Annotated in this window: 15 protein-coding genes; 9 read left to right on the forward strand and 6 right to left on the reverse strand. The window is 67.1% G+C overall.

Translation table 11 applies throughout. The annotated features are described in order from the left end of the window. Window positions 1-4 precede the first annotated feature (4 nt). Both LI94_RS06455 and LI94_RS06460 read right to left on the reverse strand, forming a co-directional pair. Window positions 5-451 carry a hypothetical protein gene (locus LI94_RS06455; RefSeq protein WP_046300669.1) on the reverse strand — a complete coding sequence of 149 codons (447 nt, stop codon included), beginning with the start codon at window positions 449-451 and terminating at the stop codon, window positions 5-7. 146 nt (window positions 452-597) lie between these two features. After that, window positions 598-1,347 (reverse strand): TetR/AcrR family transcriptional regulator, encoded by a 750-nt coding sequence (locus LI94_RS06460; RefSeq protein ID WP_046300670.1) that lies wholly within the window; start codon window positions 1,345-1,347, stop codon window positions 598-600. Between the two features lie 201 nt (window positions 1,348-1,548). Between LI94_RS06460 and LI94_RS06465 the strand changes: the two genes are divergently transcribed. The 8 genes from LI94_RS06465 (at window position 1,549) to LI94_RS06500 (ending at window position 7,186) form a co-directional block, all read left to right on the forward strand. Next, window positions 1,549-2,883 (forward strand): DUF445 domain-containing protein, encoded by a 1,335-nt coding sequence (locus tag LI94_RS06465; RefSeq protein ID WP_046300671.1) that lies wholly within the window; start codon window positions 1,549-1,551, stop codon window positions 2,881-2,883. 87 nt (window positions 2,884-2,970) lie between these two features. After that, window positions 2,971-3,363: a helix-turn-helix domain-containing protein gene (locus LI94_RS06470; RefSeq protein WP_024443429.1), complete on the forward strand. Its 393-nt coding sequence runs from the start codon at window positions 2,971-2,973 to the stop codon at window positions 3,361-3,363. A gap of 61 nt (window positions 3,364-3,424) precedes the next feature. Then, window positions 3,425-4,039: a hypothetical protein gene (locus LI94_RS06475; RefSeq protein ID WP_024443430.1), complete on the forward strand. Its 615-nt coding sequence runs from the start codon at window positions 3,425-3,427 to the stop codon at window positions 4,037-4,039. A 43-nt stretch (window positions 4,040-4,082) separates the two neighbouring features. After that, the gene (locus LI94_RS06480) at window positions 4,083-4,364 is read left to right on the forward strand and encodes a DUF2516 family protein (protein ID WP_024443431.1); all 282 of its coding nucleotides are present in this window, start codon (window positions 4,083-4,085) and stop codon (window positions 4,362-4,364) included. A gap of 4 nt (window positions 4,365-4,368) precedes the next feature. Continuing rightward, on the forward strand, window positions 4,369-4,776 hold the full coding sequence (locus LI94_RS06485) for a DUF2599 domain-containing protein (protein ID WP_052739875.1): 408 nt from the start codon (window positions 4,369-4,371) through the stop codon (window positions 4,774-4,776). After that, a complete protein-coding gene (deoC, locus tag LI94_RS06490; RefSeq protein WP_046300672.1) occupies window positions 4,776-5,468 on the forward strand; it encodes a deoxyribose-phosphate aldolase in 693 nt (230 codons plus the stop codon). Before LI94_RS06485 ends, deoC begins: the two co-directional genes overlap by 1 nt. Window positions 5,469-5,519: 51 nt before the next feature. Beyond that, window positions 5,520-6,680: a DUF4226 domain-containing protein gene (locus LI94_RS21835; RefSeq protein WP_052739877.1), complete on the forward strand. Its 1,161-nt coding sequence runs from the start codon at window positions 5,520-5,522 to the stop codon at window positions 6,678-6,680. 14 nt (window positions 6,681-6,694) lie between these two features. Beyond that, the gene (locus tag LI94_RS06500) at window positions 6,695-7,186 is read left to right on the forward strand and encodes a hypothetical protein (protein WP_152664762.1); all 492 of its coding nucleotides are present in this window, start codon (window positions 6,695-6,697) and stop codon (window positions 7,184-7,186) included. A 4-nt stretch (window positions 7,187-7,190) separates the two neighbouring features. Here LI94_RS06500 and LI94_RS06505 read toward each other — a convergent pair whose 3' ends face one another. The 4 genes from LI94_RS06505 to LI94_RS06520 are packed head-to-tail and all read right to left on the reverse strand — an operon-like array spanning window position 7,191 to window position 10,366. Continuing rightward, window positions 7,191-7,958, reverse strand: a complete 768-nt coding sequence (locus LI94_RS06505; RefSeq protein ID WP_052739878.1) for a DUF2993 domain-containing protein — start codon at window positions 7,956-7,958, stop codon at window positions 7,191-7,193. A 9-nt stretch (window positions 7,959-7,967) separates the two neighbouring features. Further along, a complete protein-coding gene (locus tag LI94_RS06510; protein WP_239651163.1) occupies window positions 7,968-9,020 on the reverse strand; it encodes a DUF2993 domain-containing protein in 1,053 nt (350 codons plus the stop codon). Next, the gene (locus LI94_RS06515) at window positions 9,017-9,835 is read right to left on the reverse strand and encodes a carbon-nitrogen hydrolase family protein (protein WP_046300675.1); all 819 of its coding nucleotides are present in this window, start codon (window positions 9,833-9,835) and stop codon (window positions 9,017-9,019) included. Before LI94_RS06515 ends, LI94_RS06510 begins: the two co-directional genes overlap by 4 nt. Before the next feature lie 9 nt (window positions 9,836-9,844). Then, complete coding sequence (locus tag LI94_RS06520; RefSeq protein WP_046300676.1) at window positions 9,845-10,366, reverse strand: DUF2505 domain-containing protein; 522 nt, start codon at window positions 10,364-10,366, stop codon at window positions 9,845-9,847. On the opposite strand from LI94_RS06520, the gene LI94_RS06525 reads away from it, so the two are divergent. Further along, window positions 10,354-11,451 carry a UDP-N-acetylmuramate dehydrogenase gene (locus LI94_RS06525; RefSeq protein ID WP_046300677.1) on the forward strand — a complete coding sequence of 366 codons (1,098 nt, stop codon included), beginning with the start codon at window positions 10,354-10,356 and terminating at the stop codon, window positions 11,449-11,451. The two genes, LI94_RS06520 and LI94_RS06525, sit on opposite strands and share 13 nt — an antisense overlap. The last annotated feature ends 20 nt before the right edge of the window (window positions 11,452-11,471 follow it).

An 11,471-nucleotide genomic window follows, 5' to 3' on the forward strand; every position in this document is an offset into this window, starting at 1 on the left:
TCCGTTAGTGCGTGGGGCTCACGCCGAACGCGAACCAGCAGGGCTTGCCCTCCATGGGTGAGTCGAACGGCGACGCGGTGCGGGTCAAGCCGCTCGGCGGTATGAGCGTGGGAACCCCGTTGAAGATGACGCAGGCCGAGTTGGTGATCAGGTCCTGTGGTGGCCGGTCACCGGGCGGGGTGTTCTGACCGTTCTGGCCGGCGGCGCGCGCTGCCTGGTCGGCGGCTTTCTGCGCCTCGCCAATGGCGCGATTGGCGATACCGGCACCGCATGCCTGCGGATCCTGCGGTTGCTGGCTTTGGTCGCCGCTTGCGCAGGCGTCCTGCCCTTGCCCGCCCGGCTGATCCGGGTCGTCCGCGCCGGCCAGTGACGCACCGCTGAGGAATGCTCCGGCAGCGATCAGCGCCGACACGACCGTCTTGGCGGCCTGCCGGTAGCCCGTTGTGGCCATGGTGAGGCACCTGCCTTCCGTCGATGGGACTGCGCGTCACAACAGGTCGGTTCTGACGTCCCGTTTGCGACGGTAGGAGATTGCGCCGTCGAGAGATACAGGGGGATTTCCCTGGTAATCGGCAGTGTCCGATGGGGGAGGCCAGGTCAGTGCGCGGACCGCGCCGATGCGTCGGCGGTGCGTGCTTGCACGCTGGCCGCCCGCCGCCACGGCAGTATCGGTGACGGGTGCGGCCCGGCGTTGAACTTTTCCAGCGATCCGCCCACCTCGACGATCCCGCACAGCGCGTTCCAGGTCATCATCGTCAGGTAGTCGATCAGGTCGTCGGCGCTCATCCGCGGGTCCAGCAGCCACGAGTGAGTGGCCAACTGTACTCCGCCGACGGTCATGTACGCCCACGGCTCCACCCCGCGGGTGTCCATCCCGACCGCGTTCATTCGGCGGCGCAGCATCACCGCGAGCATCCTGGCGATGATGCGCTCGGAGTCGGCGATCACTTTGCTCTTGCTGGCCGAGCTGTTGGCCATCACGAACCGGTACGGCTCAGGTTCGTTGGCCACGGTCTGCACGTATACCCGGATGATTTCGCGAACCAGGTCGAATCCGTCCAGGTTCGCCGACAACGCCGACGCCATGTTCGGGATCAAGGTGGTCTGCGCGAAGCGCATCATCACCGCGGTGGTGAGGTCGTTCTTGTCGACGAAATACCGGTACAGGACCGTCTTGGACACGCCGATCTCTGCGGCGATCTCGTCCATGCTCACATAGCGGCCGCGGCGCCGGATCGCCTCGATCGTGCCATCGATGAGGTCGTTGCGGCGGTCGACCTTGTGCTGGTGCCAACGCCGCTTACGACCGTCTGTCTTGGCGGTGCCGGCCTGGAGCTGCTCTGCCACTATCGCGGATTCCCATTCCCTAGACGCAATAGATAATACGGGCTGGTGCAGCAAACTCTGTGGTCCGGTAACAGTTACCGGGGGTTTAGCGGGGCTCGCCGGAGGCGAGGCGAAGCTGGACCCGCCGAGTGTGCCCCGGGGGTTTAGCGAGGCTGGAACTGCCGCATATGCCCAGCGGCGTAGTTGGCGGATGATGGTGAGGTGGTGCATCCAGAGGACCAGTCGAGTTGGCCGGGCGCCGCGCGAACCGTGCAGTCGTTGGCGGAGTCGTTCGCGGGCGCTGATCCGGACGCGGACGCGGTCCGATTGCGCGATCTGCGCCGGATGAAAGTGGTGGCGCTGAGTTTTCTGCTCGGCGCCACTGTGGTCTTCCTGCTGTGTCGGTGGGCACAGGCCGGCGGTACAGCTCCCGTCTGGGTGGGTTACGTCGGCGCCGCCGCCGAGGCCGGCATGGTCGGCGCGCTTGCGGACTGGTTTGCGGTCACCGCACTGTTCAAGCATCCGCTGGGTATACCCATCCCGCACACCGCGATCATCAAGCGCAAGAAAGACCAGCTCGGGGAGGGGCTGGGCACTTTCGTGCGGGAGAACTTCCTGTCACCGCCGGTGATCGAGACCAAGCTGCGCGACGCGCAGATCGCCGGCCGGGTGGGCAAATGGCTGTCGGAGCCGACGCATGCCGAGCGGGTGGCCGCCGAAACCTCGACCGTGCTGCGGGTCCTGATCGAGATGCTGCGCGACGACGATGTCCAGGATTTGATCGACCGGATGATCGTGCAACGCATCGCCGAGCCGCACTGGGGCCCGCCGGTCGGCCGGGTGCTGGGTTCCCTGCTGGCGGAGAACCGGCAGGAGGCGCTGATCCAGCTGTTGGCCGACCGGGCCTTCCAGTGGTCGCTCAATGCCGGCGAAGTCATCCAGCGGGTCGTCGAGCGTGACTCGCCGACCTGGTCGCCGCGCTTCGTCGACCACCTGGTCGGCGACCGCATCCACCGCGAACTGATGGATTTCACCGACAAGGTGCGACGTAATCCTGATCACGAACTGCGTCGCAGCGCGACCCGATTCCTGTTCGAATTCGCCGATGATCTGCAGCACGACCAGGCGACCATCGCGAAGGCCGACGCGGTCAAAGAGCAGCTGATGGCCCGCGAGGAAGTCGCCAAGGCTGCGGAGACGGCCTGGCGGACGCTCAAGCGACTGGTGCTCGAAGGCGTCGACGACCCGTCTAGCGCGCTGCGGACGCGGGTGGCCGCGACCGTGGTCCAGGTCGGAGAATCGTTGCGTGACAAGGCCGAACTGCGCGACAAGGTCGACAACTGGATCGTGCGGGGAGCCCAGCATCTGGTGGGTCGCTACGGGGTGGAGATCACCGCAATCATCACCGAGACCATCGAGCGCTGGGATGCCGCCGAGGCGAGCCGGCGAATCGAACTGCATGTCGGGCGTGACTTGCAGTTCATCCGTATCAACGGCACGGTGGTCGGCTCGCTGGCCGGCCTGGCGATCTACGCCATAGCTCAACTTATGTTCTGACCTGCGCTAGCAAGTGCTTGCAAAAGTTAGCACTAGGCCGTATCGTGGCACGTGTCAGCAATCGCAAGTCCACGAAAGGGGTCACCGGTGTCGCAGGATGACAAGCTCGCCGCGGTGGTCTCCACGGCAGCGGCGGATATCGGTAGCTTCATCCGGTCCCAGCGCGAAGCCGCGCAGGTGTCCATGCGTCAGCTGGCCGACAAGGCCGGCGTCAGCAACCCGTATCTGAGCCAGATCGAACGTGGACTGCGTAAACCTTCCGCTGACGTCCTCAACCAGATCGCCAAGGCCCTCAGGGTTTCCGCCGAGGTGCTCTACATCCGGGCGGGAATTTTGGAGCCGAGCGAGAAGAGCGAGGTCCGTGACGCCGTAATTGCCGATGCAGCGATCACGGAACGGCAAAAGCAGGTTCTGCTCGACATCTACACGTCTTTCGTCCAGCAGAACGAAGCCGACGGTGAGGAGATGCCACCTGACTGATCCTCTGTCGTTCTCCTGACCGAATTACCTACGCACGATTTCAACCTGAAAGGAACCCGACATGGCCGAGAACCCGACCATCGATGAACTGAAGGCCCCGCTGCTCGCCGCGCTCGGCGCCGCCGACCTGGCGCTGGCCACCGTGAACGACCTCGTCGCCAACCTGCGCGATCGCGCCGGCGAAGCGCGCGAGGACGCCAGCACCCGGGTTGAGGAGAGCCGCGCTCGCCTGAACAAGCTGCAGGAGGAACTGCCCGAGCAGCTCGCCGAGCTGCGGGAGCGCTTCACCAGCGAGGAGCTGCGCAAGGCCGCCGAGGGCTACGTGGAGGCGGCCAGCGAGCGGTACAACGACCTGGTGGCGCGCGGTGAGGCCGCCCTGGTGCGGCTGCGCAGCCAGTCCGGTCTGGACGACGCCTCGGCGCAGGTGGAGGGCTATGTCGACCAGGCCGTCGAGTTGACCCAGGAGGTACTGGGCAACGTCGCGTCGCAGACCCGTGAGGTCGGCGAGCGCGCCGCCAAGCTGGTCGGCATCGAGCTGCCCAAGAAGGACGAGCCGGCGCCGGCCCCCGCCAAGAAGGCTCCGGCTGCCAAGAAGGCCGCTCCGGCTGCCAAGAAGGCTCCGGCCAAGAAGGCCGCCGCCAAGAAGGCTCCGGCCAAGAAGGTCACCCAGAAGTAGTCGCAGTTCGACGCCCGGGACGGTGCCCGCCTAGGCTTGCAGCGTGATCGCTGCGAACCTGGTGGGTACCGTCCTTGGCGTTTTGCAGATAGCCGTCTTCGCGACGTCGGTGTACGCCTTTGTGCACGCCGCGATGCAACGCTCCGACGCCTACCCCGCCGCTGACAAGCTCACCAAGCCGGTCTGGCTGGTGATCCTCGGGGTGTGCGGGCTGCTGGCATTGCTGTTGCAGGTGATGGGGATGGCGATCGCGGCCTGCGCGGCCGGGGTCTACCTGGTGGACGTGCGGCCCCGACTCCTTGAGGTCCAAGGCAAGTCCCGCTAGCCCCATGCTGCGCGCGTTCGTCCTTGCGGTTTCGGGTGCCACAGCCGCGGTGTTGGGCGCGGCGCCGGCCACCGCTGACACCACGTTGTCCGGCTATGTCGACCACACCGAGTGGGTCAGCTACGACGGCCAGTCGAGTCTGCGGGTGTACCCGACCCCCTCCGCGCGGGCGGCGGCGCTGCGGCTCGACACCGACGGGGCGGGTGAACAGGCTTGGCGCGAGGTGCTCGCCAGCGCCCCCGAGGCCGATACGCCCGGCATGCGCGACCAATTCCTCTGCCACTGGAGCTACGCCGAGTTCGCCCGACCCGGCAAGACCAGCTGGAACCTTGAGCCGTGGCGCCCCGTCGTCGACGGCGTGACCATGCTCGAATCCGGGTGCAATCCCGGCGCCGCCGAGGAGGCCTTCTGATGTCCGTGACTGCCGCCGGCCGCTGGGGCCGTGACCGGGTGGCGCGACTGGTCGATCACACGCTGCTCAAACCTGAAGCCACCGCGCAGCAGGTGGTGTCCGTCGTCGCCGAAGCCGCCGAACTCGGTGTGGCCGCGGTGTGCGTATCGCCGTCGATGGTGGCGATTGCGGCTGAGGCCAACCCCTCCGGCGTCCCGATCGCGGCGGTCGCGGGGTTCCCGTCCGGCAAGCATCTGTCGGTGGTCAAAGCTCAGGAGGCGGCACTAGCCGCCGCCGACGGGGCGGCCGAGATCGACATGGTCATCGACATCGGCGCGGCACTGGCCGGTGATTTCGCCGCGGTGGGCGCCGACATCGCCACCGTGCGGGCCGCGGTACCCCGGGTGGTGCTCAAGGTGATCGTCGAATCCGCCGCGCTGCTGGAGTTCGCCGGCGACGCCGCCCTGATCGCTGTCTGCCGGGCCGCCGAAGATGCCGGCGCCGACTTCGTCAAGACCTCCACCGGATTTCACCCATCCGGCGGCGCGAGCGTGCACGCGGTAGCACTGATGGCCGACACGGTCGATGGCCGGCTGGGGGTCAAGGCCAGCGGCGGTATCCGCAGTGCGGAGGATGCGCTGGCCATGCTCGAGGCAGGAGCGACGCGATTGGGGTTGTCGGGCACCCGCGGGGTGCTCGACGGATTGGGGTAGCGCGCCCGGGTGACTACCCAAGTCCGCAGACCGCCGATAGCCTTTGCGGCTATGCCCGATGTGCGTGGTGCATTCGCCGACGCCGCGCGTGCGCGCGAGCAGGATTTGGTGCAGCGCCTCGCGATGGCCGTCGAGGTGGACCGCGTGTTCGCCGAGGCGCTACGGGGGGCATGTCGAAAGGCGGTGTGGGGCCGCGGGCGCCTTGATGCCATTGAGGGCGAGATCAGCGACGTCGTGGCCCGGCAAGGCCTGCTCGGCCTCGACACCCCGGCCGGCGCTCGGCAGTTCCAGGCGTTCCTTGCCGCCAAGGCCAGGGAGATCCACCGGGTGGTCGGCGAGGTCTCCACTGACAGCACCAGCAGGACGGGGATGCTGCAGTCGCTGCGGTATCCGATGGGCGTCGGCGCGCCCCTGTCTCCCGCGATCGGCGCGGGCGCCGGCGAGCGCCGGTGGACCGACAACGATCTCTACCCGCATGATCCGACCGCCGCAGACGTGAAACAGGACAGCGTCGGGGACTGCTATCTGGATGCCACCATGGGGGCCATCGCCAACGCCAACCCGCAGTGGATCAAAGATCGCATTCATTTCGACGACGGCACAGGCAATTTCGATGTCACCCTCTGGGACGGGCATGCGTGGAAACACGTGGACGTCACGCAGGACGACATCGACACCGACATCAAACACAACGGCGCAAGTTGGCTCGACAATGGCCGCCCCGACGCCGCGCTGTGGCCGGCGGTGCTGGAGTCGGCGTACGCGAAACTCAAATACCCGGGAACGGATCTCGCCGATGCCCTTGGCAACGAAGTGGGGATCGGGCAGGGCGGCTATGCCAAGGACGCGATGGAGGCGCTGACCGGCAATCGCGGCACCGTGATCAACCCGCAGAGCGTCTGGTTCACCAATCAGCATATCGACCAAGCGATTTCCGGGGCCCTGACCAATCATCAGCCGGTGACGATCTCAACTTCTCCGGAAGGAGCACCCTTGACGCAAAGTCATGTGTATGTGGTCGAAGGCATCAGCGGTACCGGCAGTGACGCCATGGTGACGCTGCGCAATCCCTGGGAGAACAATACCGGCACGCCGATCGACACCCCCGATGCGCTGGTCACCGTTCGGCTCGGCGACCTTATCGGGTCCGGGCTGCCCGGCCCCCTCGGCACGCATCCGATGTCGGGCGTCAACATCGGTTCACTCGGATGAAGGCAAGCAAGGCGATGGTGATAAGCGCAGCAGTGGTGATGGGGCTCGTCATAGCCCTTGCCGGATATGTCTTCTGGCAATACCGAAGCGCTGCACCACCCGCGCTGGGGGATATTCGGGCGTATGCCCAGAGCACTGATGTCCCCGTCACGTCGGTGCCCGATCACGCCGGAGCCGAGCAGCAGCTACGGCAATTCGCCGACGGCATACAACCCGGCTACCGGGTCGCTGAGGAGCGGTTTCTCGCTTCCGGTGCCCCGCTGGTCTGGGATGCGTTGCGGCACTTCGTTGGGCCCTGCCTCGCGCCCTCCGGCTATGAGCTGACGGCGGACGGCTTCTCGAGCGACTTCGCCGTCGAATACAGCGTGTACGGACACAGCGGCGGGCTTCGGGGTTGGTTCAACGACGACCTGATCCTGGTCGCCGGGTTCAACCCCGCTGGGGTGTCGGGAGCGGCACACCCGGCCGCTTATCTGTACGGGTACTTCCGGCTGGTCCGGGTCTGACGCCTTACAGCGAGTCGAAGCAGTGACTCGACGAGGTCCCCTGCTGGATGGCGGCATTCTGGGTTGAGAACTTAACCACCACACCGGAATCGGTGACTTCCACACTGTCGAGGTGGATGCCCAGCGGAAGGTCGTCGGTCACCTTCGCGGTGAGCTCATCGAGATTGCGCTGCACACTGTCGCGGTCCAGATCACGGCCCAGCAGTTCCAGCTCGGTCACCTGCAGCGACAACCCGTTGTTCACCAGCTGCGGTTTGACCGTCGCCTTGTTGAGCAGGCCCTTGAGCTGCACGGTGCCGGCGTCGGGATCGGCGGTGACACTGCCGGTGACGATGCTGCCGATCACCGGGACGACTTCTTGGATGGACTCCTTGATGCCCTCGGCCGGCCAGGTGATGGTGCCGTCCAGTGACCCGATAGTGCCCTTGGAGTCCGAGGCGCCCGCGCCCTTGTTCAGCCGGACGTTGCGGATGTCCAGATCGAGGCGCATGCCCTTGGCCTGCCGGATCTGATTGCCCGCGGTCTTGACCGAGATGTGGGAGTACTCATCGTTGAAGTACTGCGCCAGTACCGGGGGAGTGGTCCCGAAGGACACGGTGGCACTGTCCTGCGCCTCGCATTTGACGGCTTCGGCGACCAAGGTGTTCGCCCGGTGGCGCGCGTAAAGCTCACCGCCGAGCATCCCGACCAGTGCTATTGCGAGCACCGCGGTCAGGGCCAGCATGATCGCCGGCAGGCCGGAAAACCGATGGGTGGGTCCGGGTGCGCTCATTGTGCAAGGTTACAGATGAGCGAAGCAGGGGTCATCCGACCGTGGAATGGAGGCGTTGCTGGTGGAGAACCGCGCCACCACACCGGTATCAGTGACCTCGATGCTGTCGGCGCGCAGTCCGAGCGGGTAACGCTTGGTCAACTCCGAGGCGAACCGGTCCAACTCGGGCTGCAAAGACTCTCGCGGCAGCGTCAGAGTGCCCAGGCCGGTCAGCTTCTGCACCTGCAGGGACAGGCCCCCGTTGACGACTGCGGGCTTGACCACAACGGTGGCCAGACCGAACGCACCACGCAGCTCGACGGTGCCGTCCTGCGCACTGGTCTTGAGGTCTGAGACCAGGTTGCCCAGAATCGGCACCATGTTCTGAACGGTCTCTTTGATCCCGGCTGACGGCCAGGTCAGCGTCGCCTGCAGCGAACCGATAGTGCCACGCGAGTCGCCGGTGCCGTGCAGATCGACATCGGAGATGCTCAGGTCGGCCGTCATCTGTTTGGCGTCTTTGACCTGGTTGCCCGCAGTGTGGATGGAGATGTTGGTGTAGTTGCCGGTGATGTGCTGCCACAGGAACGGTGGCGTCACCCCGAACGAGGCACTGGCCTTGTCATTCACCACGCACTCGGTCGCCTTGGCCACCTTGCTGTCGCCGATACGGCGGGCGATCAGTTCGGCCCCGATCAACCCGGCCAGCGCCAGCGCGATCACCGTGACCAGGATCAGGACCACGGCCAGCGGATCACGCAGCATCGACGCCGACCGCGACGGGGAATCCGCGGTTTCGATCACGCTGGTGGGCGCCTCGCCGGCGGTTCCCGGCCGCGGGTCGGCGGGCGGCGGCGCGGCGGCCTGCGCGGGTGGCGGGGTCTGCGGGGGTACCGGAGGTTGTGCGGGCGCTGCGGGGATTCGACTGGTGGACTCTTCACGACCGCCCGCCGGCATCTGCTGGGTGGGCGATGCGGACGGCTCCGGTGGGCGAGACGGTGTAGCGCCGTCTTGCGCTTCGGGTTGGTCGGCGGGGCGAGCCCAGGGGGACTCGCCGGGGGGAGGTCCGGGCGGATTGCTCACCCGCGCGATTCTGCCTTACCGACCTGAAGGAAGGCCGCACGATTGCTCAACACGGCCAGCGTCCGGCGGGCCGCGGAGACCGCGTCGAGGTCGATGTCGCATACCAGTAGCTGCGGCGATGCACCGGCCGCCGCGATCACCTCGCCCCACGGTGAGACGACCATGCTGTGGCCCACTCCGGTCGGCGCCCCGGAGGGATCCTCCGGAGCGCCCGGGTCGGCTTGCCCTACCGCGACGACGTAGCTCGTCGAATCCAGCGCTCGGGCCCGAGCCAGCAGCTCCCACTGAGATAGCTTGCCCGGACCGGCGCCCCACGAGGCGCCGACCACGATCAGCTGCGCGCCACGGTCGGCCAACTCGGTATACAGCGCCGGGAACCGGATGTCATAACAGGTGGACAACCCCACGCCGACTCCGTTGACATCGATCACCACCGGCTCGGATCCCGGTGCCACCGTGCGTGATTCAGTGAAGCCGAAGGCGTCGTAGAGGTGGACCTTGTGGTAGTGCGTGTCGGTTCCGGGGCCGACCGCCAACAACGTGTTGGTGACGCGTCCATCCTCGGCCGGAGTGAACATCCCGGCCACCACGGTGATCTGAGCCCGCGCGGCCACTTCTCGAACCTGCGTGGCCCACGGCCCATCGAGCGGTTCGGCAACCGGGCCCAGCGGCACCCCGAACCGGCACATCGCCGCCTCCGGGAACACCACCAGCGATGCTCCCTGATCGGCGGCGCGTTCGGTGTAGTCGGTCACCAGTTGAAGATTCGCGGCCGGGTCGGCGCCGCTGAGTATCTGCGCACAAGCAATCCGCATGGATCCAGCCTATGCCGTCGGTGTGGTGCCGCCCTGGCTCAGCCACGTGGAGGTGAACCGCTGCTCGGTGGTCATCAGCTCGGCCAACTGCCCGCCGATGAAACTCTCGATCTTGCCGCCCACCAGCGGGATGTCGACCTGCACGGTCGCGGTCAGCCGCAGCTCACAGCCGCCGGCCGCCGGCGCCAGGACGGCATCGCCGGACAGCTTCGCCGGTGCGCCGACGACCTTGCCGGTCACCTGGGCGCGTGCCCTCCCGTCGCGCACCGGATGCCAGGTCTCGTGCCGCGCGACATCCAGATTGCCGGGATGGAACTGGGCCGCCAGCGCGGGCAGCTTCTCCCGGTGAATACCCTGCGTGGTGGCGACGTCGACGCCGCCGTCGGGGCCGACGGTCATCGAGACCAACGCCACCACGTCGGCTCCGGAGTCGGCCAAGCGGGACCGCCAGTAGTGCTCGTCGGCGAAGACGGCATACACCTGCTCGACGGTTGCCGGGTAGAGCTCGGAGAGCGTGAATGTACGCGGCATACCTGGTCACGCTACCGTTACCGGCCGTGGCGGGTTCCAGGTTCGCGGGCGCGCGTGTCGCTGAGGCGGTGCCGCTGGCGCCCTTGACCACCCTGCGGGTGGGACCGATCGCCCGACGGGTCATCACCTGCACCGACACCGCACAGATCGTGGCGACGCTGGGCGAACTCGACGCGGCCGGTGACCGCCCGTTGCTGCTGGCGGGGGGCTCCAATGTGCTGATCGCCGACGACCTCGAAGACCTGACCGCTGTCGTGCTGGCCAACGACGGCATCACCATCGAGGGCAATCTGCTGCGGGCTGAGGCCGGCGCCGTCTGGGATGACGTGGTGGCCCGCGCGGTCGCTGCGAAGCTGGGCGGGCTGGAATGCTTGTCGGGCATTCCCGGCTCGGCCGGCGCCACGCCGGTGCAGAACGTCGGGGCCTACGGTGTCGAGGTCGCCGACCGCCTGACCCGGGTTCGGCTGCTGGATCGGCGCACCGGGGAGGTGCGCTGGACACCGGCCGACGAGTTGGCGCTCGGCTACCGCACCAGTGTGCTCAAGCACTCGGATGCGGCGGTGGTGCTGGAGGTCGAATTCGCACTGGATGCGGCCGGGCGCAGCGCGCCGCTGCGGTACGGCGAGTTGACTGCTGCGCTGCAGGCCGTCGAGGGCGAGTGCCGCGACCCGGCGGCGGTGCGCGCCGCGGTGCTCGCGCTGCGCGCGGCAAAGGGCATGGTGCTCGATGCGAATGACCACGACACCTGGAGCGTCGGTTCGTTTTTTACCAACCCTGTTGTGCCGCAAGATGTCTACCGCAGCATGGCTGATCGGGAGGACGGTTCGGTGCCGCATTGGGAAGCTCCCGATGGGGTGAAGCTGGCCGCCGGCTGGCTGGTGGAGCGGTCCGGCTTCGGCAAGGGCTACCCCGGGCCGGATGCGCCGGCGCGCCTGTCCACCAAACATGCCCTGGCACTGACCAACCGGGGTGGCGCCACTACCGCCGACATCGTGAGCCTGGCCCGCATCGTGCGGGACGGGGTGCGCGATGCGTTCGGCATCACCCTGCATCCCGAGCCGGTGCTCGTCGGCTGCGCGCTGTAAACCCTGTCTCTTATACACAT

Source organism: Mycobacterium sp. UM_Kg27 (assembly GCF_000972905.1).
In the GTDB taxonomy this organism is placed as follows: Bacteria; Actinomycetota; Actinomycetes; order Mycobacteriales; family Mycobacteriaceae; genus Mycobacterium.

Bases quoted from the DNA above. Each gene is read 5' to 3' on its own strand.
- LI94_RS06455 (WP_046300669.1), bottom strand. From the start codon at position 451: ATGGCCACAACGGGCTACCGGCAGGCCGCCAAGACGGTCGTGTCGGCG.
- LI94_RS06475 (WP_024443430.1), top strand. From the start codon at position 3,425: ATGGCCGAGAACCCGACCATCGATGAACTGAAGGCCCCGCTGCTCGCC.
- LI94_RS06485 (WP_052739875.1), top strand. From the start codon at position 4,369: ATGCTGCGCGCGTTCGTCCTTGCGGTTTCGGGTGCCACAGCCGCGGTG.
- deoC (WP_046300672.1), top strand. From the start codon at position 4,776: ATGTCCGTGACTGCCGCCGGCCGCTGGGGCCGTGACCGGGTGGCGCGA.
- LI94_RS21835 (WP_052739877.1), top strand. From the start codon at position 5,520: ATGCCCGATGTGCGTGGTGCATTCGCCGACGCCGCGCGTGCGCGCGAG.
- LI94_RS06500 (WP_152664762.1), top strand. From the start codon at position 6,695: ATGGTGATAAGCGCAGCAGTGGTGATGGGGCTCGTCATAGCCCTTGCC.
- LI94_RS06505 (WP_052739878.1), bottom strand. From the start codon at position 7,958: ATGAGCGCACCCGGACCCACCCATCGGTTTTCCGGCCTGCCGGCGATC.
- LI94_RS06515 (WP_046300675.1), bottom strand. From the start codon at position 9,835: ATGCGGATTGCTTGTGCGCAGATACTCAGCGGCGCCGACCCGGCCGCG.
- LI94_RS06525 (WP_046300677.1), top strand. From the start codon at position 10,354: ATGTACGCGGCATACCTGGTCACGCTACCGTTACCGGCCGTGGCGGGT.
- LI94_RS06520 (WP_046300676.1), bottom strand. From the start codon at position 10,366: ATGCCGCGTACATTCACGCTCTCCGAGCTCTACCCGGCAACCGTCGAG.